At 64.5% G+C, this 22,527-nt stretch carries 18 protein-coding genes; 11 read left to right on the top strand and 7 right to left on the bottom strand.

Annotation, left to right across the window (positions count from 1 at the left end; genetic code table 11):
• Window positions 1-61: 61 nt before the first annotated feature.
• On the top strand, window positions 62-730 hold the full coding sequence (locus V1280_RS38020; RefSeq protein WP_334535736.1) for a hypothetical protein: 669 nt from the start codon (window positions 62-64) through the stop codon (window positions 728-730).
• A gap of 19 nt (window positions 731-749) precedes the next feature.
• Complete coding sequence (locus V1280_RS38015) at window positions 750-2,900, top strand: adenylate/guanylate cyclase domain-containing protein (RefSeq protein ID WP_334535735.1); 2,151 nt, start codon at window positions 750-752, stop codon at window positions 2,898-2,900.
• Window positions 2,901-2,929: 29 nt separating this feature from the next.
• Here the strand turns inward: V1280_RS38015 and pobA are convergent, their stop codons facing one another.
• Window positions 2,930-4,102: a 4-hydroxybenzoate 3-monooxygenase gene (gene pobA / locus V1280_RS38010; RefSeq protein WP_334535734.1), complete on the bottom strand. Its 1,173-nt coding sequence runs from the start codon at window positions 4,100-4,102 to the stop codon at window positions 2,930-2,932.
• Window positions 4,103-4,152: 50 nt separating this feature from the next.
• Here pobA and V1280_RS38005 point away from each other — a divergent pair, with 50 nt between their 5' ends.
• Complete coding sequence (locus V1280_RS38005) at window positions 4,153-5,055, top strand: helix-turn-helix domain-containing protein (protein WP_334535733.1); 903 nt, start codon at window positions 4,153-4,155, stop codon at window positions 5,053-5,055.
• Window positions 5,056-5,342: 287 nt separating this feature from the next.
• Window positions 5,343-6,548 carry an elongation factor Tu gene (gene tuf, locus V1280_RS38000; protein ID WP_334535732.1) on the top strand — a complete coding sequence of 402 codons (1,206 nt, stop codon included), beginning with the start codon at window positions 5,343-5,345 and terminating at the stop codon, window positions 6,546-6,548.
• Between the two features lie 50 nt (window positions 6,549-6,598).
• Here tuf and V1280_RS37995 read toward each other — a convergent pair whose 3' ends face one another.
• Window positions 6,599-7,582 (bottom strand): GlxA family transcriptional regulator, encoded by a 984-nt coding sequence (locus tag V1280_RS37995; protein WP_442895187.1) that lies wholly within the window; start codon window positions 7,580-7,582, stop codon window positions 6,599-6,601.
• A gap of 87 nt (window positions 7,583-7,669) precedes the next feature.
• Here V1280_RS37995 and V1280_RS37990 point away from each other — a divergent pair, with 87 nt between their 5' ends.
• Window positions 7,670-8,059, top strand: coding sequence for a nuclear transport factor 2 family protein (locus tag V1280_RS37990; RefSeq protein WP_334535730.1), 390 nt, complete (start codon window positions 7,670-7,672; stop codon window positions 8,057-8,059).
• 544 nt (window positions 8,060-8,603) lie between these two features.
• Window positions 8,604-9,218, top strand: a complete 615-nt coding sequence (locus V1280_RS37985) for a LabA-like NYN domain-containing protein (protein ID WP_334535729.1) — start codon at window positions 8,604-8,606, stop codon at window positions 9,216-9,218.
• A gap of 24 nt (window positions 9,219-9,242) precedes the next feature.
• On the opposite strand, the gene pcaG is transcribed toward V1280_RS37985, so the two are convergent.
• Together pcaG and pcaH are read right to left on the bottom strand one after the other, a co-directional pair.
• Entirely contained in the window at window positions 9,243-9,869 is a 627-nt protein-coding gene (gene pcaG, locus V1280_RS37980; RefSeq protein ID WP_334535728.1) for a protocatechuate 3,4-dioxygenase subunit alpha, read from the bottom strand.
• Between the two features lie 4 nt (window positions 9,870-9,873).
• A complete protein-coding gene (gene pcaH, locus V1280_RS37975) occupies window positions 9,874-10,656 on the bottom strand; it encodes a protocatechuate 3,4-dioxygenase subunit beta (protein WP_334535727.1) in 783 nt (260 codons plus the stop codon).
• Window positions 10,657-10,760: 104 nt separating this feature from the next.
• On the opposite strand from pcaH, the gene V1280_RS37970 reads away from it, so the two are divergent.
• From V1280_RS37970 to V1280_RS37960, 3 genes are all read left to right on the top strand, one after another.
• A complete protein-coding gene (locus V1280_RS37970; protein WP_334535726.1) occupies window positions 10,761-11,681 on the top strand; it encodes a LysR family transcriptional regulator in 921 nt (306 codons plus the stop codon).
• Between the two features lie 84 nt (window positions 11,682-11,765).
• Window positions 11,766-13,070, top strand: a complete 1,305-nt coding sequence (gene pncB, locus V1280_RS37965; protein WP_334535725.1) for a nicotinate phosphoribosyltransferase — start codon at window positions 11,766-11,768, stop codon at window positions 13,068-13,070.
• Window positions 13,071-13,301: 231 nt separating this feature from the next.
• Window positions 13,302-14,609 (top strand): GGDEF domain-containing protein, encoded by a 1,308-nt coding sequence (locus V1280_RS37960; protein ID WP_334535724.1) that lies wholly within the window; start codon window positions 13,302-13,304, stop codon window positions 14,607-14,609.
• A gap of 9 nt (window positions 14,610-14,618) precedes the next feature.
• Here V1280_RS37960 and V1280_RS37955 read toward each other — a convergent pair whose 3' ends face one another.
• On the bottom strand, window positions 14,619-15,239 hold the full coding sequence (locus V1280_RS37955; protein WP_334538509.1) for a TetR/AcrR family transcriptional regulator: 621 nt from the start codon (window positions 15,237-15,239) through the stop codon (window positions 14,619-14,621).
• A gap of 678 nt (window positions 15,240-15,917) precedes the next feature.
• On the opposite strand from V1280_RS37955, the gene V1280_RS37950 reads away from it, so the two are divergent.
• Window positions 15,918-19,325, top strand: coding sequence for an acyl-[ACP]--phospholipid O-acyltransferase (locus V1280_RS37950; protein ID WP_334535723.1), 3,408 nt, complete (start codon window positions 15,918-15,920; stop codon window positions 19,323-19,325).
• Window positions 19,318-20,007, top strand: a complete 690-nt coding sequence (locus tag V1280_RS37945; protein WP_334535722.1) for an esterase/lipase family protein — start codon at window positions 19,318-19,320, stop codon at window positions 20,005-20,007. Before V1280_RS37950 ends, V1280_RS37945 begins: the two co-directional genes overlap by 8 nt.
• A 3-nt stretch (window positions 20,008-20,010) precedes the next feature.
• Here V1280_RS37945 and tcuB read toward each other — a convergent pair whose 3' ends face one another.
• Window positions 20,011-21,117, bottom strand: coding sequence for a tricarballylate utilization 4Fe-4S protein TcuB (tcuB, locus tag V1280_RS37940; RefSeq protein WP_334535721.1), 1,107 nt, complete (start codon window positions 21,115-21,117; stop codon window positions 20,011-20,013).
• On the bottom strand, window positions 21,104-22,495 hold the full coding sequence (tcuA, locus tag V1280_RS37935) for an FAD-dependent tricarballylate dehydrogenase TcuA (RefSeq protein ID WP_334535720.1): 1,392 nt from the start codon (window positions 22,493-22,495) through the stop codon (window positions 21,104-21,106). The genes tcuB and tcuA overlap by 14 nt, the downstream gene beginning before the upstream one ends.
• Between the last annotated feature and the right edge of the window lie 32 nt (window positions 22,496-22,527).

The following is a 22,527-nucleotide window of genomic DNA, read 5'->3' as shown; positions in this document are numbered from 1 at the left end:
CTGCTAGGCTCCCGCCGGGACGTGGATCAGTCGGATATCGTTCGAACTGGATGAAAAAGTCATGAGAAGCCTGATCGGCGCCATCGCCGGCGTATTTTGCCTTGCGGCTCCCGCCGTTGCCGAGACGCCCGCCGCCATCGTCGAGGACGTGCAGGGCAAGGTCGACGGCATCGAATTCATGGACTACGTGGCGCCCGGCAAGATCATCAAGCTCGGCCCCAAGGCCGGCATCACGCTCAGCTACCTCAAATCCTGCCTGCGCGAGACCATCACCGAAGGCGTCGTGCTGGTCGGCGCCGAGCAAAGCACCGTGCAGCTCGGCAACGTCCAGCGCGCCAAGGTGCCCTGCGACGCCAACGCCGCGCAGCTCTCCGAGCGCGAGGCGAACCAGAGCGCGGCGACCACGTTCCGCACCATGCGAGCCGACGCCGGCAGCACCCCCGCCAAGCTGCCGACGATCTACGGCACAGCCCCGCTGATTCAGGCCAAGAGCGGCAGCACGCTGGTGATCGAGCGCACCGACGGCAAGGAGCCCACGATCAGCCTCCCGCTCAAGAGCGACATCATGGTCGCCGGAAAATTCTTTGACCTCTCGAAAGCCGGCAAGTCGCTGACGCCGGGCGGCAGCTATCTCGCGAAGCTCGGCGCCAAGCGCTACGCCTTCCAGGTCGACGCCGGCGCGACCTCGTCGCCGACGCCGATCGTCGGCCGTCTGCTGCGGCTCGAATAAACGGCCTGCGACAGCAACGATGCGACGGATCGGCAGACAAGACATCGTTGCGGCGATCCTGATTGCGCTCGTTACGGGCGCAGCTTTCACGTCTCCGCCGTTGCAGAACCTGCAAGGTCTCTCGCTCGACATCCTCACAGCCTTGCGCTGGAAGCTGATCGGCGACCGCCGCGATCCCGCGGCATCGCCGGTCGTCGTCGTGGCCATCGACGGCGAGACCTACGAGACCCCGCCCTTCAAGGGATCGCCGACCCAGACCTGGACACGCGAGATCGGCCGGGTGCTCGGCAGCATCACCGAGGGCGGCGCCAAGGTGGTCGGATTTGACGTCATCTTCAAGAACTTGATCGAGCAGTCGGAAATCCCCTTTGGCGACACGTCGTTCGGCAGCCGCGTGAAGGGATTTGACAGGGACTATCTCATCGCGCTGCGGAAGCTCTCCGACAGCGGCAAGCTCGTGCTCGGCGAGATTCTCAGCAACGACCATCCGGACAGGCCAGACCGCGCGCAGCAACTGGCGGTCAGGAACAACATCCGCGCGCTCAACGTGTATACCGACGACGATGACGTGATCCGGCGAATGCCACTGAGCTTTTCCATCGACGGCCAACCGGTGCCTGCAATGGCCGTCGAACTCGCGGCGCGCGCGCTCAGTGCCAAGCCCGAGACCGGGCCGACTGGCGTGACGAATTTCTCCGGCTACGCGATCCCGAGCGCAGTCCCCAACACGCTCACGCTCAACTTCCGCGGCATGGGCCGCGACGTCCCCGCCTATTCCTTCGCCGATTTGCGCGCCTGCGTCGAGAAGGGTGACACCGACTTCTTCCGCCGCGCCTTCGACGGCAAGATCGTGCTGCTCGGCAGCATCCTCAATTTCGATGACCGCAAGCTCACCTCGATGCGCCTGGCCGGCGGATATGACGGGACACCGGGGTCGCGATGCGCCCTGCCCGCGCCTGCGAGCACCGCGCAACAAGCCCTCAGCGCGGTTGCCGGCGTCTTCGTCCACGCCACGGTCGTGCGAAATCTGCTTGAGCATGACGCCGTCACCGAGCTGGGCTTCCCGCTCCGGACGATCCTGACGATTGTGTTCACCGCGATCATTGTCGCTGCCGCCTGCCTGCTCGCTCCGACCGGTGCGGCGATCACCTGGCTTGGACTCGCTGTCGCCTACGCGGCTGTCGCCGTCGGCACATTCACGCATGCCATCGCACTGCCCCTGACCGAACCCGTGCTCGCTGGCCTCTCAGCGCTCGCGTTGATGATCGGCTACCGCTTCGTGATCGCCGACCGTGAGGAGCGCTTCCTGCGCCAGAGCTTTGCGTTCTACCTCGCGCCCGAGGTGATCGACGGCATGGTCGCATCCGGCAAGATGCCGGTGCTCGGCGGCGAGATGCGCAACATCACCATGTTCTTCTCCGACCTCAGCGGCTTCTCCTCGATTGCCGAGAAGATGACGCCGGGCGAGCTGGTCGCATTGATGAACGACTATCTCTCCGCCATGACCGACATCATCGAAAGCCATGGCGGCTATGTCGACAAATATATCGGCGATTCCATTGTCGCGATGTTCGGCGCCCCGGCCGACGATCCCGATCACGCACGCAACGCGGTCGCCGCCGCCCTACAATGCCGCGACCGGCTCGAGGAACTCAACGAAAACCACCCCGCTTTCCGCGGCCGCGGCCTCGCCCACCGCATCGGGTTGAACAGCGGCGAAGCGGTGGTCGGCAATATCGGCTCACGCCGTCGCTTCAACTACACCGTCATGAGCGATACCGTGAACCTCGCCTCGCGGCTTGAAGGCGCCAATAAATATTTTGGCACGACGATCATGGCCTCGGAAATGACAGTGAGCCAAAGCCGCAATGCATACACTTGGCGCGAGCTGGACACGGTCCGAGTGCAGGGACGCGACGAGCCAATTATTGTGTACGAGCCGCTTGCCGACATGAACAAGGAGACGCAGGAGCAGGGCATCCGCGCGGCGACTTATGCCAGGGGACTTGCATGCTGGCGTGCGCGCGACTTCGCCAAGGCGGCCGAGCTGTTCGAAAGCGCTGCCGGCGACGATCCGCCGTGCCGATATTTTGCCAGGCGTGCGCGGACACTCGCGGCGCATCCACCGCCGGCCGACTGGACACCGGTAAATACGCTGGAAGGGAAGTAGCGGCGGACCTTGCCGTCCGCCGGGGGAGCCTAGAACGGCAGCCCCACATAGTTCTCCGCGAGCAACCGCTGCGCCGTCTCGGACGAGAGCAGATACTCCAGCTCGGTCTGCTGGAGCCGGTCTTCATACTCGGAACGATCCGGGAAACGGTGCAGCATCATCGTCATCCACCACGAGAAGCGTTGCGCCTTCCAGATCCGCGCCAATGCCTTGGCGGAGTAGCCCTTCAGCCCGGAATCGTCGCCATCCTGATAGTGCGCGAGCATGGCGTGGTAGAGATAATAGATGTCGGAGGCGGCACTGTTCAGCCCGCGCGCGCCGGTCGGCGGCACGATGTGGGCTGCATCGCCGGCGAGGAACAGGCGGCCATAGCTCATCGGCTCGGCGACGAAGCTCCGCAAGGGGGCGATGCTCTTTTCGATCGAGGGGCCGGTGATCAAACGGTCGGCGCCCTCATCGGGAAGGCGACGCTTCAGCTCCTCCCAGAACGCATCGTCCGACCAATCCTCGACCTTGTCAGTCAGCGGCACCTGGACGTAATAGCGGCTCAGCACCTGTGAGCGCAGCGAGCAGAGCGCAAAGCCGCGCGCATGCTTCACGTAGATGAGCTCCGGCGACACTGGTTTCGTGCGCGACAGCACCCCTAACCAGCCGAACGGATAAATCTTCTCGTACTCACGCAGCACATCGTTCGGGATCGACTTGCGGCTCACGCCGTGAAATCCGTCGGCGCCGACGATGTAGTCGCAGTCGACGCGGACCGTCTCGCCGTTCAATCGATATGTCACATAGGGCCGGTCGGAGGTCAGATCATGCGGCATCACGTCCTCGGCATTGTGCACGACCTTGCCGCCGAGCCGGTCGCGCGCCTCATAGAGGTCGCGCGTCAGCTCGGTCTGGCCGTAGACCAGCACCGAATTGCCGCCGGAATGCTTGTGCAGATCGATATGGGAGAGCGCGCCGTCATGGGCGATCTCGAAGCCGTTGTGGATCTCACCCTCGCGGTCCATCCGCTCGCCGCATTGCGCCTCGCGCATCAGCCGGGCAAAACCGTGCTCGAGCACGCCGGCGCGGATGCGGGCCAGCACGTGCTCGCGGCTGTATTTCTCCAGCACGACGGTGTCGATGCCCTTCAGGTGCAGGAGCTGGGACAGCAGCAGCCCGGACGGCCCGCCGCCGATGATGCAAACCTGAACTTTCATTTTTCCGTCCTCCCGTCGGCACTTTTTTGCAGATTCTGCGGCCTGGACCGATGGAGGGTTTCGCCATTGTCTTGTACTATTCGAACATGAGAACCGCAGCCCCCGCCCCGGCGATCCGGGTCTACAATCTGTTCGGCGAGGCCGGCGATCTGCCGGACGTCGTCCATTGCGAGACGATTGCGTCGCGCTCGGTGCTGCACGACTGGACGCTCGCCGTGCACCGCCACGCCCGGCTGCACCAGGTGCTGCTGATCGAGCGCGGCGGCGGCGAAGCGACGCTCGATGGACGCGTCGTGCCGCTGAAGCCGATGCAGATCGTCAACGTGCCGGTCGGCCATGTCCACGGCTTCCGCTTCGTGCCGGAGACCCAGGGCTGGGTGCTGACCATCGCTGCGGAAATCCTGGACGAGGCACTGCTCGCCGCCGAAGGCCTGCGGGGCGTGCTGTCACGATCGGCCGTGGTTCGCGGCACGCCGCAGATCCGCGCGACGATGAAGCAGATCTTTGCCGAGCACGCCGCGCGCGATTTCGGCCGCGCGCATGTGCTGCGTTCGTTGTCGGCCGCCATGATCGGTCTCGTGGCACGCGCGCTGACCGGCGAGAGCGGCACCGGCAGCAGCTCTGAATCAAATCTGTTCCGCCGCTTCGAAGCCCTGCTCGAACAGCATCATCTGGAGCGCTGGACCGTTGCGGACTACGCGAACGCGCTGGCGATCACGCCGACCCATCTCAACCGCGTCACGCGCGCGGCCACCGGCGACACCGCCTCGCACCTGATCCTGAACCGGCTGATCCGCGAGGCACGCCGCAACCTCGTCTATACAAATCTGCCGATCTCGACGATTGCGTACGCGCTCGGCTTCGAGGACCCCGCCTATTTCAGCCGGGTCTACGCGGCTGCTACGGGCCTGTCGCCGCGCGCGTTTCGGGAGCAGCTGCATGGCGGCGAATAGCCCGCCGGCTCGCGCCCTCTTGCAAACGGCGCGGCCATCCCTTATGTACGCGCCTCACTTTGTAATCAGGCAACCGACAATGCGGCAGTCACAGCAAGCATCAGTGCTGATGATGACGGGAGGGCTAATGCCCTCGTCCGCCGTGGATCTGCTTTGCGCCTGAACGAACGTCACACCTGACAATCGAAGCGGCCCGGAGCGGATACGGCTCCGGGTGCCGAACGAGCTCTCGCGGTGCCCCGAGTCGTGCAAATCCAGCACGGGAGCTCGAGCACCACAGGTGTCCTATGTCCAAAGAGAAGTTCACTCGCCTCAAGCCCAACTGCAACGTGGGCACGATCGGCCATGTGGACCATGGCAAGACGACGCTGACGGCGGCGCTGACGAAGGTCTCGGCCGACTACGGCTGGGGCGCGTTCGTCTCCTATCAGGACGTCGCCAAGGCATCGGCTGCGCAAGGCACGCGTGACGATTCCAAGATCCTGACGATCGCGACGAGCCACGTCGAATTTTCGACGGCGGCCCGGCACTACTCGCACGTCGACTGTCCAGGCCACGCCGATTATGTGAAGAACATGATCACGGGCGCGGCGCAGATGGACGGCGCGATCCTGGTCGTCTCTGCTGCGGACGGACCGATGCCCCAGACGCGCGAGCATATCCTGCTCGCGCGCCAGGTCGGCGTGCCGCGCCTTGTGGTGTTCCTGAACAAGTGCGATGTCGCCGACGATCCGGAGCTCATCGATCTCGTCGAGATCGAGGTGCGCGATCTCCTGTCGAAGTACAGCTACGACGGGGACAACGCGCCGGTCATTCGCGGCTCGGCCATCCAGGCGCTGCGCGGCGAGACCGGTCCGCTCGCGGACCAGGCCATCCTGAAGCTGTTCGAGGCACTCGATACATTCATCGAGGTGCCCGATCGGCCGAAGGATCGTCCGTTCCTGATGCCGATCGAGGGCGTCCAGTCGATCTCCGGCCGCGGCACCGTCGTGACCGGGCTGATCGAGCGCGGCACCGTCAAGCTCGGCGACGAGGTCGAGATCGTCGGCCTCGGCGAGACGCGCAAGTCGGTGGTGACGGGCATCGAGACCTACCGGAAGATCCTCGAACAGGGGCAGGCCGGCGACAATGTCGGCTGCCTGCTGCGCGGGATCGACCGGGAGGCGGTGCAGCGGGGCCAGGTGCTCTCGCGACCAGGTGCCGCGAAGCCGCACAAGGCGTTCCGGGCGGAGGTGTACGTGCTGACGAAGGACGAAGGCGGGCGGCATACGCCTTTCTTCAAGAACTATCGTCCGCAGTTCTACTTCCGTACGGCCGACGTCACCGGCACCGTCCAGTTCGACGACGGCGTCGAGATGGTGATGCCGGGCGACAGCGCCGAGCTCACGATCGAGCTCAACAAGGCGATCGCGCTCGAAGAGCGGTCGCGCTTCGCGATCCGTGAAGGCAACCGTACCGTCGGCGCGGGTGTCGTGACTGCGATCGTGGAGTAACGGATGGGGGCCGGGTCAACCGGCCCCCATTCAACCATGCTCAATCGGATCTACGCGCCGAATCTCCGGCGATAGTCCTGCGGCGCGGTGGCCAGCACGCGCAAAAAACTGCGACGCATGGTCTCTTCCGACCCGAAGCCGCAGCGCTGGGATATCCGCTTCACCGGCAGGCGCGTTTCCGACAGCATCCGCCGCGCAGCCTCCACCCGCAGCCGCTCGATCGCGCGCAGCGGCGTCAGGCCGGTGGCTCTGGCATAATGCCGGCTGAAACTGCGCTCGCTCATACCGGCCTCACGCGCCAGTCTGGGCAGAGAGAGATCGCCGGCGAGATGCTTGCTGATCCATTGGTGCAGCGCGCCGAATTCATCTTCGGCGGATTGCAGCGACAGCGCCTCGCTGAACTGCGCCTGCCCGCCCGGCCGCTTGAGGAAGACGACGAGATAACGCGCCACGGCAAGCGCGGTGGTGCGGCCGAGATCCTCCTCCACCAGGGCCAGCGCCAGATCGATGCCGGCAGTCACGCCCGCCGAGGTCCAGATCGTGCCGTCGCGCACGAAGATCGGATCGGGCTCGACGCGCACGGTGGGGAAACGCTGCGCGAGCTCTGCGCAATACGACCAATGGGTCACCGCACGACGCCCGTCGAGCGCGCCGGATGCACCGAGCAGAAATGCGCCGGTGCAGACCGACGCCACACGCCGCGCTTTCTTCATGCGCTGTCGCAGCCAGCTCAGCAGCACCGGATCGGAGGCGGCGGCATCAACGCCCGGGCCTCCCGCAACCACCAGCGTGTCGAGCCCGCTGCCGGCGCGCGGCAGCGGCTCCGTTGCAATCTCCAATCCTGAGGACGCCGTCACACGCGCGCGATCTTTCGCCACCACGCGAAGCGCATAGGGGGGCGTACCACCCGCCTCCACGACCTGCTCGTTGGCCGTCGCGAACACCTGGAGCGGTCCCGTGACGTCGAGCAGCTGCACCGATGGATAAGCCAGCACTTCGATCACGCGCGCGGAGTTCCGCGTGGCGCGCGACATGGAGCTTGGCGAGAAACGAGGGGTCTTTGGCATTTGCGCCATAGCGTGCCCGGTTATGTTGCCGCTGTCCAGCCTCGAGGAGAGACCATGACCACGAAGACTTTCACCAAGACCGCCCCGCCGGCATGGCTGCTCGCGATGTGGAAGGAAATCGACGACAAGACCTTCGGCAAGGGCTTTGACTGTTTCGCCGAAGATGCGGTTTGCAATCTCGGTGTCGCCGATTGGCACGGTCGCGAAGCGATCCGCAGCAATCTGCGGCAATTCATCGACCGCGGCTTGACGGCGCTCCACGACGTCGTCGAGTTCTGGGATAGTCCCGAGCTCAAGATCTTCCACGGCAAGGTCGCGATGCGCTTCGACGACCCCAACATCGCAGCCGTGAGACCAACGATGGTCCATTTCTTCTATATGGACGAAAAGGATCCCACCAAGGTCAAGCGCTGGGTCGGAGCAGTTGGACCGACAGGATTTTAGCTGGCGCGTCGCCGACGGAACTCGGCGGTGCAGGCTCCTCCACGACAAGAAAGCCGGCCTCATCATCGGATGCGGCCGGCTCATTCCTGATCACCTGAAGCAAACGTCGAGGAAGACGACCTCCTCCGGCTCCTGCAAGTTGATCGCGAAGGACTACACGACCTTGACGGCGCGCTCGTCGCTCGAAAATCGAAGGCGGCCATAACCGGGATCAGGCCAATTCGGACCGGGCCCGCCGCCATTCCCGGCGCTTCTACTTACCTTCGTATAGAGCGACCAACCCTTTTGATAAGATTTGTTTACCTCCGTACGATTGAGCCGGGAATGCCAACGCCTTATCGTGGCTGCATTCGGCGCCTTCGCGCTCTTTGGCGCTGGCGGCATGGGACCTCCCTAACCTTGGCGCAAGACGGCCACCCCCTGTCCGGTCGTCTGCGCTGCTTTTTCAGAAGGCCATCGGCGACCATCGTGTTTCCCGGCCGACATATCGAGCCTTCGCGGTCGAAACTGCCGGCTTCCAAGCGAAACTGGAGCTCCGTGCATAATGTCTTCGTTTGAGAAGATCGCACTCTTCATCGATGGCTCCAATCTCTATGCCACCTCCAAGGCACTCGGCTTCGACATCGATTACAGGCGTCTGCTCAGCGAGTTTCGCAACCGAGGCGTGGTGCTGCGGGCCTTCTACTACACGACCATCATCGAAGATCAGGAATACTCGTCGATCCGCCCATTGATCGATTGGCTCGACTATAACGGGTACACCGTCGTCACCAAGCTCACCAAGGAGTTCGTCGACGCTACCACCGGCCGCCGCAAGGTGAAGGGCAGCATGGATGTAGACCTCGCCGTGACGGCGATGGAACTCGCCGAGCACGTCGATCAGATCGTGTTGTTCTCGGGCGATGGGGATTTTCGTTCGCTGGTGGAAGCCGTGCAACGCCGCGGCGTCCGGGTGACCGTCATCTCCACGCTGGCCAGCCAGCCGCCGATGATCGCCGACGAACTGCGCCGGCAGGCGGACATCTTCGTCGACCTGGCGGAACTGAAGCCGAGAGTGGGGCGCGATCCGGCGGAACGGCCGGGATCGCGCGAGATGCGTCAGCAACCGCCGCAATTCATCGCGCGCGGGACGGTGAATCGAAGCGACCGGCTGGAATAATCCGGCGGGACGGCCCGCGGATCGTCAGACGTCGAAGAACACCGTCTCGTCCGGCCCCTGCAAATTGATCGTGAAGGAATAAACAGCGTTGCCGGCACGCTCGCTGCGGGTCGCGATCAGTGTCTTGCGACGCAGCGGCGGCTCGACCAGATTGAGCACGGGATCGACGGCGTTGACGGCTTCTTCGTCGGAGAAATACAGCCGCGTGTTGAGCCCGATATTGATACCGCGCGCGACAGTCCAGATGTTGACGTGTGGCGCGCATTTGCGCCCTGCCTTGTCGATGACGGCGCCCGGCTTGATGGTCTCAAAGGTGACGAGCCCACTCTCGAAATCCGAACCGCCGCGGCCCCAGCCGCGGAAATCCTCGTCCAAGGCGCCGGCCGAGCGATCGGCGGGATGATTGTAGCGGCCGGCCGCATTGGCCTGCCAGATCTCGAGCAGCACGTCGCGCAGCACCGTGCCGCTGCCGTCGATCACCTTGCCTTCCAGCGTGATGCGCTCGCCCTGGGTGTTCGGCGTCACCAGCACGTTGGAAAAATTCTTCTCGAAAATGTCGAAGCCGGCCATGGCCGGGATCAGGCCGATATGGACATAGGGTCCGGCGGTCTGCGAGGCGGTCTCCTTGAGATAGTTGAGCGGCTGCGGCATTGGCTCAGTTCCCTTCGGGACGGTTTTCGAAATAGGTGGAGCGCTGGCCGCGCAGCACGATGTCGAAGCGGTAGGCGAGCGAGTCGAACGGAGTCGAGGCGTTGAGGTCGAGCGGCGCCACCAGGCGATCAAGCGCGTCCTTGTCCGGGATCGTCGTCAGGATCGGGCAGACCGGGATCAGGGGATCACCCTCAAAGTACATCTGCGTGATCAGCCGCTGCGCAAAGCCCGAGCCGAACACCGAGAAGTGGATGTGGGCGGGACGCCAGCTATTGACGAAGTTGCGCCAGGGATAGGGGCCCGGCTTCACGGTGCGGAAATGATAGTAGCCGGTGTCATCGGTCAGCGCGCGTCCGCAGCCGCCGAAATTCGGATCGATCGGCGCCAGATACGCGTCCTTCCTGTGCCGGTAGCGGCCGCCGGCATTGGCCTGCCAGAATTCGACCAACGTGTTCGGCACGCCGCGGCCGGTCTCGTCCAGCACGCGGCCGTGGACGATGATGCGCTCCCCGACGGGATCGCCGTCCTTGGCGTAGTTGCGGATCAGATCGTTGTCGAGCGGGCCGAGATCGTTGTGGCCGAACACCGGACCCGTGATCTCCGAGACCGAGCTCTCGATCGACAGCAGCGCCTGGCGCGGCGAGCGCAGCACCGAGGATTTGTAGCCGGGCGCGTAGGCCGGCGGATGGATGTCGCGGTCGCGCTGGAAGAAGCCGCCGTCACGCGGGGTGAACGGCTCGGGGCTGTTGAGGCGGGGATCCCTGAAGGCTGGCGCCTGGGCATTCATCGGCGTTGTCTCTCCCTGTAGCGCCTCGGTCCGGGCGCACGGCTTATCCGGAGATCATGGGCCGGCCTATTCCGCAGATAAATAGATCGATTATAATATATTGCATGAAAAAAATCGATCATTTGGCGCTCGACGGCCACGCCCTCGAACTGTTCCTCGCCGTGCTGGAGGAAGGTTCGGTGACGGCCGCCGCAACCCGGCTCGGCCTGACGCAATCGGCCGTCAGCCACGCGCTGAACAAGTTGCGGCGGATCGCCGGCGATCCGCTGTTCGCCAAGTCCGGCCGCGGCATTGTCGCGACCGCCCATGCCCAGGCGCTGGCCGCAAAAGCGCGGGCGCTGATCGACGAGATGCGCAGCTTCGCGGGCGGTGTCACGTTCGAACCGGCGAGCGCGCAGCTTTCACTGACCATCGCTGCGAATGACTTCCAGCGCGACTTGCTGCTGCCGCGCTTCTTCGGACATGTCGCCGCGCAGGTGAAGAACCTCAATCTGCGCGTAATCCCGTCGCAGTCGCCCTCGCCTGCCATGCTGCGCGAGAATCGCTGCGACCTGCTGATCACGCCGCTGCCGCCGTCCGGCATCGACATCGTGCAGAAGCGGCTGCTGAGCGATCATTACGTCTGCTATTACGATGCCAAGACGCGCGCCGCTCCCTCCAGTCGCAGCGCCTATCTCGCCGCGCGCCACATCACCGTGGTCTATACCGACAACGAACGGCTCGACTTCGACCGCCGGCTTGCCGCGAACGGCTTTCACCGCGACGTCGCCATCTCCGTGCCGAGCTTCTCCGGCGTGCCGTCGTTCCTGTACGGGACGCAGATGCTGGCGAGCATGCCGAGCCTGCTGGCCTCCGGCGTGATGCGCAGCTTCGCGCATGCGCCAATTCCGCTGGCCTCGCGCACACGCACGCTGGCCGAGCTGCCGATGTTCATGGTCTGGCACCAGCGTTATCAGAAGGACCCGGCGCATCGCTGGATCCGCACGCAACTGGAATCCGTGGCTGCAACGGCCGTCGGCGCCTGAGCGTGGGCCCCACCTCCTCCCACGAAAACCAGCCCCTCGCCAAACCCACTGGTTGCGCGCGGGCGGCCACGCTAGAATTCGGCCATGACAGTGACCGATATTGCGAGCCGGACCTACAATCACAGCTGGCGGCTGGATCCCATCATCCGCAGCCTGCTTGATACCGACTTCTATAAGCTATTGATGTTACAGATGATTCGGGAAGCATACCCGAGTCAGCAGGTGACCTTCTCGGTCATCAACCGCTCGCGCCATGTGCGGCTTGCCGAGATCATCGACGAGGGCGAGCTGCGCGCCCAGCTCGACCACGCCCGCACCATCCGCTTCACCAAGAAGGAGCTGATCTGGCTCGCCGGCAACACCTTCTACGGCAAGACCCACATGTTCTCGGCGGACTTCATCCGCTGGCTCGCCGAATTCCGCCTTCCCGAATACGAGCTGCGCAAGGTCGAAGGCCAGTACGAGCTGCATTTCCACGGACCCTGGACCCACACCACGATGTGGGAGATTCCGGCACTCGCCATCCTCAACGAATTGCGCTCGCGCGCGGCCATGAAGGGGCGCGGCCGCTTCGAGCTCGACGTGCTGTTCGCCCGTGCCAAGGCCAAGCTGTGGACCAAGGTGGAACGGCTGCGCAAGCTCGAGAATTTGCGGCTGTCCGACTTCGGCACGCGCCGCCGCCACGGCTTCCTCTGGCAGCGCTGGTGCGTGGAGGCCGTGAAGGAAGGCTTGGGTCCGTCCTTCATCGGCACCTCCAACGTGCTGCTCGCGATGGACAACGATCTCGAAGCGATCGGCACCAACGCGCATGAGCTGCCGATGGTCGCGGCCGCGCTTGCCAAGGACGACGAGGAGTTGCGCTGGGCGCCCTATCGCATCCTCGACCAGTGGCGCCAAACCTATGGCGGCAATCTGCTGATCGCGCTGCCGGACGCGTTCGGCACCAAGGTTTTCCTGCGCGATGCACCGGAATGGGTCGCCGACTGGACCGGCTTCCGCCCCGACAGCGCGCCGCCGATCCAGGCCGGCGAGGAGATCATCGCCTGGTGGGAAAAGATGGGCCGCAATCCCAAGGACAAGCTGCTCGTGTTCTCCGACGCGATGGATGTCGGCTCGATCGAGGAGACCTATCACCACTTCTCCGGCCGCTCGCGGCTCTCGTTCGGCTGGGGCACCAACCTCACCAACGACTTCGTCGGCTGCGCGCCGGACGGCTCGTTCGATCTCGATCCCATCTCGCTGGTCTGCAAGGTGTCGTCGGTCGACGGACATCCCGCCGTCAAGCTGTCCGACAATCCGGAGAAGGCGACCGGCATGCCCTCGGAGATCGAGCGTTACCTGCGCGTGTTCGGCGATGCCGGCCGCGTGCGCAAGCCGGTGCTGGTCTAGTCCCGATCCAAATTCTCTCAATCGAGTAAATCGCAAGCGTCGGATTCGCTGCATCGGCGCGCGAGTTCCGGCTCAGCGGCATTTGCAACGATCTGCGCGCATCCATTTCACAGCGCTTTCACCGTGCGAGACAATCTCTCGGCTCTTTCAGGTCGAGTTAAGCAGCGTTCTCGCGTAATCCGCGTTATCAGCCGACGCTCTGGGGTCGTTGAGCGATTTGGGGAACGCAAATTGTTTCGCAGAACAGCAACGTCGGCGAAGGAGCGCAGCTTCCTTCACGTCATCAAGCTCGTCTCGCCTTTCGTCATGGTCGTCGTGCTTCAGGCGGCGATCGCGGGATTCAGCTTGGAGGTGATGTCTTCGGTTCGCGCCTATGTCGCGGGCGAGGCGATGTGGTCGCGCTCGCAGAAGAACGCCGTCTATTTCCTCAATCGCTATCTGCATTCGGGCAAAGCCGGCCAATTCGCGCAATACCAGGCCTCGCTCGCCGTCCCGATCGGCGACGAATATGCAAGATGGGCCCTCGAAGGAGATCCGGTCGACGTCGAGCTCGCGCGCATCGGCTTCCTGCAAGGCGGCAACCATCCCGATGACGTTCCCGGCTTGATCTGGCTGTTTCGCTATTTCAACCAGGTCAGCTTCCTCCGCGAAGCGATCCGGGAGTGGGCTGCCACCGATCCGATGCTGCTGGAGCTCAGCGTCTTCGGCGAAGTCATCAAGAGTGAACTAAGAGACGGTCCCGTCGGGGACAACGACCGCCTGCAATTCCTGTCGTCGCGGCTTTCGGAGCTGAACAGGCAGTTCACGGGGCATGCCGAGCGGTTCTCGACCGTGCTGGGCGAAGGCTCCCGCGCTATCAAGCTGACGCTGACATGGCTCAACATCGCCACGGCCGCGACCCTGATCCTGCTCCTGGTCTGGCACACGCGGCGACTGGTGCTGCAGCGGCAGGCGTTCGAGGATGCTCTGCATGCCGAGAAGGAGCGCCTCGCCTTTCAGGCCTCGCATGACTGGTTGACCGGCATCGCCAACCGGCGGGCCTTCGAGGCGCGCCTGCAGAGCGAGCTCGATGGTCGCGGCGATAACTCGCTCAGCCTGATCCTGCTCGACCTCGACCAGTTCAAGAGCGTCAACGACAGTTGCGGCCATCTCGCCGGCGATCGGCTGCTGTGTCAGGTCGCGGGCCTGCTCCAGCAGGACCGGCGGGCGCACGATCTGGTCGCACGGCTCGGCGGCGACGAATTCGGACTGATCCTGCCGCGATGTACGCCTTACGAAGCCGTCGACATCGCCGAGCGGCTGCGGCGGTCGCTCGAGCTGTTCAACTTCGCCTGGGACGATCAATGCTTTGCGATAACCGCCAGCATCGGCGTTGCCTGCATTGCCGATGCCAACACCACGCTCGAAGAGGCGATGCGCCAGGCCGATGCGGCCTGCTACCGCGCCAAAGAAAAGGGACGCAACCGCGTTCAGGTCGACAACGGAAGACCGGACGTCGTTCTCGTCGCAGCCCGGCCGCGCGAGGCTGCCCGCGCGTGACCGTCGCAATTATCGCGCCGGCAAGATCCCGAGCCCCAGGAGATGCGCGTCCAGGAACTGCGTGACCTGCTGGCGCAGCATCTGCGGCGGAACGGCGATCATGCGTTCTTCGAGGCCGAGCGAGATGATCCCATGCACCGCGGAGAACAGCGTGCGCGACAGCAGTGCGATCTTCACGTCGTCCGCATCCGGTAGCACACGCACCAGAGGCGGATGCATCAACGCGAAGGCGTCCATCACCATCTGAAGAATGTCGTCGGGATAAGGGCGGTCGTCCTCCATCCGATGCTCGAACAGCGAGCGCAGCAGATTGGCGTTTTCGGCGAAGAATTCGAGATAGGTCTCGGCCAAACCATAGAGCTGGCGGACCGGATCCTCAGCCGGAACCTCGCCCAGCCGCTCCGTCAGCGCCTGAACCGTCTCCCGGTTGACCGTCAGGATCACCCCGTCGAAGTCACCGAACTCGTTATAGACGCTGCCGACCGAGCAGCCGGCGGCCTCGGCTACGTCCCGAACCTTCAACGATCTCAATCCCTTAGTCGCGATAATGCTGCGGGCGATCTCCAGGATCTGGAGACGCCGTCGATTTTTTTTCTGGTCCCGCAGCGATTCTTCTTGAACATTGTTCATTTTCAAGCTACTCACGTGAACATTGTTCAAATTAACCCGGAGACCTGCAAAATGCAAACCCTCGTTGTTGATATCGCCTCCACCTTCGTCGATGACGCCGCGGCCCTCTTGAGCGGCTTCGGCCGAGCCCTGCTGCGGGTCGTCATGGCCCCGGTCGATCGGATCGCAAATGCCTGCGACATTGCCGGCGTACTCGCCGAGCGCCGCGCGACCTTCCGGATGTGGCGGACCAGCCGCGCCCGTGCCCGCCGCGAGCGCAGCCGCTTCAGCCTGCTCGGCCGCTTCAACCCCTTTCGCCATCTCGCTCACCTCACCTGAGGAGAGGCCTACGCGCATGCGAGTCCACTCGAATGCGAGGACCGGCCGCAACAAAGGACTTACTATGTCCGGACATTCGTGGCCGATTCCGCAGATGTCAGAGATGCCGTTCAGCTTTTTCTTATCGGCGAGGAGCGATATCCCCTAAGCGCGGCATTTCCGCACGAAACTGCGGCCGCGACCGGATATTTGCGAACCTAACAAGACCACTTGGAGACCAACAGGATCGGAGGGACCGAGGGGACAGAGCAGGCCGGTGACCGTCGTCACCCTGCAATCGTTCCTCCCACACCCTTTCGGTCGTGACGTTTCACCGACAACGCAACAACCTCAGGCTGATTTTCCACAACAGGACTCGTCATGATCAGGGATTTGATGTCGTCACGCCGCTTTGCGCCGCTGTTCTGGGCGCAATTCTTCTCGGCGCTCAATGACAACGTGCTCAAGAACGCACTCGTCATCATCCTGCTTTACAGCGCTGCGACCGGCCACGGCGATGCGCTGGTGACGGTGGCAGGCGCCGTCTTCATCTTCCCCTATTTCATCCTGTCCGGGCTCGGTGGCCAGCTCGCCGACAAATACGTCAAGTCGGTCGTCGCAAGGCGGCTGAAATTCGCAGAGATATTCGCTGCGGCCTTCGCCGCCGCGGGCTTCTTCCTGCACTCGGTGCCGCTGCTGTTCACGGCGCTGGCGCTGTTCGGCATCATCGCCGCCCTGTTCGGTCCCGTAAAATACTCCATGCTGCCGGACCAGCTCGAGCTCGGTGAGCTCGCGACCGGCAACGCGCTGGTCGAAGGCGCGACCTTCATGGCCATCCTGCTCGGCACCGTCGCGGGCGGCCAGTTCGTGGCCGGCTCCGCCCATATGGGCTGGGTCGCATCGGCCGTGGTCGTGCTGGCGCTGTTGTCGTGGGCCTTTGCCTCCCGCATTCCGCAAACGACGCCCTCCGCGCCCGATCTGCCCGTCGATGCCAATCCCTGGACCTCGACGCTCAGCCTGCTCAAGACACTGCATGCCGACCACCGGCTGTGGGACGGCACGGTGATCGTCTCCTGGTTCTGGCTGGTTGGCGCGATCGTGCTGTCGCTGCTGCCGGCGCTGGTCAAGGACGTCGTCGGTGGCAGCGAAGGCGTGGTGACGCTGTGTCTGGCGATCTTCGCGATCGGCATTGCGATCGGCTCGCTGTTTGCGGCCAGCCTGAGCCACGTTCGCCCGAACCTCGCGCTGGTGCCGATTGGCGCCATCATGATGGGATTTGCCGGCATCGACCTCGCATGGGCCATCGGCGTCACGGTCAAGGGCAACGACATCGCGGCGGTCGATTTCGCAACCTCGTTTGCAGGCCTGCGCATGCTGATCGACTTCGTCGTCTTCGCGTTCGGCGGCGGCTTGTTCGTCGTTCCGTCCTTCGCAGCCGTGCAGGCCTGGTCGGCTCCGAACGAGCGCGCCCGCATCATCGCCGCCGGCAACGTGCTCCAGGCCGCCTTCATGGTGGCCGGCTCGCTGTTCGTCGCGCTGCTGCAGGCGGGCGGATTGCATGTCGGCTGGATCTTCCTCGGCCTGGGTGTCGCGAGCTTCGGCGCGGTGTGGTTCGTGCTGACGAAATGGGGCAAGGAAGGCGTGCGTGATTTCGGCGGGCTCTTGTTCCGCGCGCTGTTCCGCACCGAGGTGCGCGGGCTCGAGAACCTGCCGCCTGCCGGCACGCGCATGCTGATCGCGCCCAATCATGTGAGCCTGATCGACGGCCCGCTGCTGCACGCCGTGCTGCCGATCGACGCGAGCTTCGCAGTCGATACCGGCATCTCCAAGGCGTGGTGGGCCAAGCCGTTCCTGCGCGTGGTCAAGCACTACACCATGGACCCGAGCAAGCCGCTGGCCGCACGCGACCTGATCAAGCTCGTCGCCGCCGGCGAACCGGTCGTCATCTTTCCGGAAGGACGCATCACCGTCTCCGGCTCGCTGATGAAGGTCTATGACGGTACCGCGATGATTGCCGACAAGGCCGACGCCGTGGTCGTGCCGGTTCGCATCGAGGGCGCCCAGCGTTCGCATCTCAGCTACCTCAACTCCAGCCAGATCAAGCGCTCGTGGTTTCCGCGGGTGACGGTGACGATCCTGCCGCCGGTCAAGCTTCCGGTCGATCCGGCGCTGAAGGGCAAGGCACGCCGCAATGCTGCGGGCGCCGCGCTCCAGGACGTCATGATCGATGCGATGGTCAAGAACGCCATGCTCGACCACACGCTGTTCGAGGCGCTCGGACACGCCTATCGCGACCGCGACACCGGCAAGGTCATCGTCGAGGACGCGCTCGGCACCAAGCTGACCTATCGCAAGCTGATCCTCGGCGCGCAGGTCCTGAGCCGCAAGCTCGAAGCCGGCACCTCGGCCGGCGAAAATCTCGGCGTGCTGCTGCCGAACTCGGCGGGCGTCGCCGTCGTCTTCATGGCGCTGCAGAGCATCGGCCGGGTTCCGGCGATGCTCAACTTCTCGGCCGGCCCGGTCAATGTCCTCGCCGCCATGAAGGCTGCGCAGGTCAAGACCGTGCTGACCTCAAAGGCGTTTATCGAGAAGGGCAAGCTCGACAAGCTGATGGCAGCGATCTCCGCGGAGGCGCGCGTCGTCTATCTCGAGGACGTCCGCGCCTCGATCGGCACCGCCGACAAGATCAAGGGCCTGCTCGCCGGCACCGCACCGCGCGTCGCCCGCCAGGCCAACGACCCGGCCGTCGTGCTGTTCACCTCGGGCTCGGAAGGCACGCCCAAGGGCGTGGTGCTGTCCCACCGCAACATCCTCGCCAACGCGGCACAGGCACTGGCGCGGGTCGACGCCAACGCCAATGACAAGGTGTTCAACGTGCTGCCGGTGTTCCACTCCTTCGGGCTGACCGGCGGCATGATGATGCCCATCCTCGCGGGCATTCCGATCTACATGTACCCCTCGCCGCTGCACTACCGCATCGTGCCCGAATTGATCTATCAGACCGGCGCCACGATCCTGTTCGGCACCGACACGTTCCTCACCGGCTACGCGCGTTCGGCACACGCCTACGACTTCCGCACCCTGCGGCTGGTGATCGCCGGCGCCGAAGCGGTCAAGGACCGCACGCGGCAGGTGTTCATGGAGCGCTACGGCATCCGCATCCTCGAAGGCTATGGCGTCACCGAGACGGCGCCGGTGCTGGCGATGAACACGCCGATGGCCAACCGTCCCGGCACCGTCGGCCGCCTGTCGCCGCTGATGGAAAGCCGCCTCGATCCGGTCCCCGGTATCGAGGAAGGCGGACGCCTCTCGGTGCGCGGACCGAACGTGATGCTCGGTTACTTACGGGCCGAAAATCCCGGCGTGCTCGAACCGCTCGCCGAGGGCTGGCACGACACCGGCGACATCGTGGCGATCGACCCGGCCGGCTTCATCACCATCAAGGGCCGCGCCAAACGCTTTGCCAAGATCGCAGGCGAAATGGTCTCGCTGTCGGCGGTCGAGAGCGTCGCAACGACGCTGTGGCCGCAGGCCGCATCGGTCGCCGTGTCGATCCCGGACCAGCGCAAGGGCGAGCGCATCGTGCTGCTGACCACGCAGAAGAATGCCGAGCGCAGCGCGATGCAGGCCCAGGCCAAGGCGATCGGCGCCTCCGAGCTGACCGTGCCCGCGACGATCATGGTGGTCGACAAGGTGCCGCTGCTGGGCACCGGCAAGACCGACTACGTCACGGCAACGACGATGGCCCGCGAGCAGGCGACGCCCGCGTCGGAGCGCGAAGTTGCGTGACACGCAGCCCACGGCCGTCGCACCAGCGCAAGCGCGGTGCGACGGTGTGGTGCTGCTGCATGGCATCGGCGTCGGCTCCTGGACGCTGAAGAAGCTGGATCGAGCGCTACAGCGTCGCGGCTTCGCGACGCTCAATCTCGACTATTCCAGCCGCAAGAAGCCGCTCGAGGCACTCGCGGAGGAGATCCACGCGCCGATCGCCGCATTCGCCGAGCAATGCGACGGCGCGGTCCACTTCGTCGCCCATTCCATGGGCGGGCTGCTTGCGCGGGTTTACATCGCGCGATACCGGCCGGCGCGGCTTGGCCGCGTCGTGATGCTGGGGACGCCCAATGGCGGCAGCGAGGTCGCAGATCTCTTGAAAGACCTGTCGCTCTACCGCGCCGCTTTCGGCCCGGCCGGCTTGCAGCTGACCACCACCCAGGACCCGGTGCTCACCGACCTGCCGTCACCCGATTACGCTATTGGTGTCATCGCCGGATGCCGCACCATCGCGCCGATCGCGTCGGCCTTTATTCTGCCGCGCCCCAACGACGGACGGGTTTCGGTTGCGAGCGCGAAGCTGGCCGGCATGGTCGACCACACCATCGTCAAGGCATCCCATACGGGACTGCCGCGCCACGGCGTCGCGATCGAGCAGACGATCGCGTTTCTGCACGGCGGACGCTTCCAGACTGCCTGAATCTCAAGAGCCGGCTTCGCTGCGCCGCTCCTGCGCGTAACGCACCAGCGCCGCGAAGCGATAGATGCCGTGCACGAACTTGCCATAGGGCATGGTGATGAACAGCGCGAACACCGCGCCGAGATGCAGCGCCAGCAGCGGGCCCATGGCGGCGGTCTCGCGCAAGAGCAGAAGCAGCATTCCCGTGAGCCCGGTCAGGAACAGCATGGCGATGAAACCAACATCCATGCCGTAGCTGGTCTCGTCGAGCAGCTCAGGCGCGCGGCGCGATTTGGCGACGAACAGTCCGATGGGGCCGACAACGAGGCCGATGCCGCCGAGCGTGCCGAGCGCGACCGGCAGATCCCACCACGGATACGGCGCCTCGCGGCCGAGCAGATAGTGGTACAGCGTCGCGACCGAGGTTGCCGCAAAGCACAGCAGGAACCCGTAGAACGTCAAATGATGGAAAAGCTTGCGCCGGTCAGTCGGCTTGTCGTCCTCGTTGTAGCAACCCACGCCCCCGCCATGGAGATAGCGCAGCTCGCCGGCGTCGCGGATGGCCTGGAAGATCGAGCCGCCGTCGGCGCGTCCGCCGATCGGCCTGCCGATATCGCGCCAGAATGCGCGCACGCTCATGACCAGCGCGAGGATCGCAAAGAGAAAGGCAGCGCTGAACAACGCTGCCATCGCATTGTGCGGCATCAGCTTGTAGAAGGCGCCGGGACCGGTGTGCACGCCAAGCAGCACGCCGCGATCGTTGAGGGCCGCAAAGCCGAAGATGAAGGCGGCCATGCTGAGTGCGGTGACGATGCTGATGACGAGGCCATTGCGTGCGAAGGCTCCGGACAGCGCCTGCGGCCAGGCATAGGCGGCATAAGATTCGGCGCGCGCCACCGCCAGCGTTTGGGGAACGTTGACGTTGAACTCATGCGGAGGCGAGAACTGGCAATCGACGTAGCAGGCACCGCAGGAATGGCAGAGGTTGGCGAGATAGTTGAGATCGCCGTCGGAGAAGGCGCGTCGCATTTCCATTGCGGGAAACACCGCGCAGAGACCCTCGCAATAACGGCAGGAATTGCAGACCGTCATCAGACGGTCGGCTTCGTCCAAAATTCTAGTTCCGTGCATGTTTCGCCGCTTCCCGTCCTGCGATCCGCCCAAACACGCTGCCGATGGTCATGCCCATGCCGGCGGCATAACCCTTGCCGAGCACGTTGCCAGCCATGATCTCGCCGGCCGCGAACATATTGGCCGACGGCTTGCCGTCCGCCATCAGCATCCGCGCCTCCTTGGTCACGCGCGTGCCGAGATAGGTGAAGGTAATGCCCGGCCGCACCGGATAGGCGAGATAAGGTGGCGTCTCGATCTTGCGCGCCCAATGCGTCTTTTGCGGAGTGATGCCTTCGGTGCGGCAATCGTCGAGAATGGTGTGGTCGAAGGTGCCGGGCTGCACCGCGGCGTTGAACTCGGTGATGGTCTTTTCCAGCGCGACCGGATCGAGCGTCAGCTTGCCGGCGAGCTCGGCGATCGTCTGCCCGGCAATCGGCGGGAACAGCGTCGGCATGAAGCTCGTGACGACCGTGGAGTCGAAGATGATGTAGGCGATCTGGTCGGGCTGCGCCGCAACCAGCCTGCCCCAGATCGCGTAACGCTTCGGCCAGATGTCCTCGCCCTCATCGTAGAAGCGTTGCGAATGCTTGTTGACGACGATGCCGAACACGACGGAGTCATGTCGCGTGATGATGCCGCCGTCGAATTTCGGTGCACGGGCGTCGATCGCGACCGCGTGGCACTGGGTGGGATCGCCGACCTCCTGCACGCCCTTGTCGAGCAGCATCTTCAGAATCGAACCGCGGTTATAGGGCGTGCCGCGGATCAGGAAATTATCGGCGGCCTCGCCCCAATACTGCTTCAGCCATTCGATGTTGGCCTCAAACCCGCCGGCGGCGGCGACCAGCGAGGTCGCGCGGATCTCGGTCTCGCCGTTGATCGGCCGCTTCAGGCGCGCGGCGAGGAACATGCCGTCCTCGATCACGAGGTCGGTGACCTCGGCGTCGTAATCGACGTCGACGCCGAGCCGCTCGGCAGTGAGATAGAGCGCGTTCAGCATCGCGCGTCCGCCGCCGAGGAAAAAGGAGTTGGTCCGGCCCAGACTCAGCGTGCCACCAAGCGAGGGCTGCCAGCGCACGCCCTGTTCCACGATCCAGTTCAGGATGTCCTTGGACTCGCGGATCATGTGGCGGGCAAGCACCTCGTCGGTCTGGCCACCAGTGACGCGCAGCAAATCTTCCCAGAACTCCTCTTCGGTGTAGGGGCCGGTGAGGATTTCGGTGGCGGCGTCATGGGCGCAACGCATGTTGCGGGTGTGACGGGTGTTGCCGCCGCGATAGAACTTTGGCGCACCTTCGAGCACGAGCACCGACGCGCCGCCCCGTCGTGCCGCGATCGCCGCGCACAGCGCCGCGTTGCCGCCGCCGATCACCAGCACGTCGTATTTGCTGCCCATGCCGTCCGTCCGCTGCGACGAAGTTAGAGACA

Source organism: Bradyrhizobium sp. AZCC 2230, assembly GCF_036924495.1.
In the GTDB taxonomy this organism is placed as follows: Bacteria; Pseudomonadota; Alphaproteobacteria; order Rhizobiales; family Xanthobacteraceae; genus Bradyrhizobium; species Bradyrhizobium rifense.
This window is presented reverse-complemented; position numbering and strand designations above follow the sequence as displayed.

What these genes read in the sequence shown, in the direction of transcription:
- V1280_RS38020 (WP_334535736.1), top strand. Translation starts at nt 62, where the DNA reads ATGAGAAGCCTGATCGGCGCCATCGCCGGCGTATTTTGCCTTGCGGCT.
- V1280_RS38015 (WP_334535735.1), top strand. Translation starts at nt 750, where the DNA reads ATGCGACGGATCGGCAGACAAGACATCGTTGCGGCGATCCTGATTGCG.
- pobA (WP_334535734.1), bottom strand. Translation starts at nt 4,102, where the DNA reads ATGAAAGTTCAGGTTTGCATCATCGGCGGCGGGCCGTCCGGGCTGCTG.
- V1280_RS38005 (WP_334535733.1), top strand. Translation starts at nt 4,153, where the DNA reads ATGGAGGGTTTCGCCATTGTCTTGTACTATTCGAACATGAGAACCGCA.
- tuf (WP_334535732.1), top strand. Translation starts at nt 5,343, where the DNA reads ATGTCCAAAGAGAAGTTCACTCGCCTCAAGCCCAACTGCAACGTGGGC.
- V1280_RS37995 (WP_442895187.1), bottom strand. Translation starts at nt 7,582, where the DNA reads ATGTCGCGCGCCACGCGGAACTCCGCGCGCGTGATCGAAGTGCTGGCT.
- V1280_RS37990 (WP_334535730.1), top strand. Translation starts at nt 7,670, where the DNA reads ATGACCACGAAGACTTTCACCAAGACCGCCCCGCCGGCATGGCTGCTC.
- V1280_RS37985 (WP_334535729.1), top strand. Translation starts at nt 8,604, where the DNA reads ATGTCTTCGTTTGAGAAGATCGCACTCTTCATCGATGGCTCCAATCTC.
- pcaG (WP_334535728.1), bottom strand. Translation starts at nt 9,869, where the DNA reads ATGCCGCAGCCGCTCAACTATCTCAAGGAGACCGCCTCGCAGACCGCC.
- pcaH (WP_334535727.1), bottom strand. Translation starts at nt 10,656, where the DNA reads ATGAATGCCCAGGCGCCAGCCTTCAGGGATCCCCGCCTCAACAGCCCC.
- V1280_RS37970 (WP_334535726.1), top strand. Translation starts at nt 10,761, where the DNA reads ATGAAAAAAATCGATCATTTGGCGCTCGACGGCCACGCCCTCGAACTG.
- pncB (WP_334535725.1), top strand. Translation starts at nt 11,766, where the DNA reads ATGACAGTGACCGATATTGCGAGCCGGACCTACAATCACAGCTGGCGG.
- V1280_RS37955 (WP_334538509.1), bottom strand. Translation starts at nt 15,239, where the DNA reads ATGAACAATGTTCAAGAAGAATCGCTGCGGGACCAGAAAAAAAATCGA.
- V1280_RS37950 (WP_334535723.1), top strand. Translation starts at nt 15,918, where the DNA reads ATGATCAGGGATTTGATGTCGTCACGCCGCTTTGCGCCGCTGTTCTGG.
- tcuB (WP_334535721.1), bottom strand. Translation starts at nt 21,117, where the DNA reads ATGCACGGAACTAGAATTTTGGACGAAGCCGACCGTCTGATGACGGTC.
- tcuA (WP_334535720.1), bottom strand. Translation starts at nt 22,495, where the DNA reads ATGGGCAGCAAATACGACGTGCTGGTGATCGGCGGCGGCAACGCGGCG.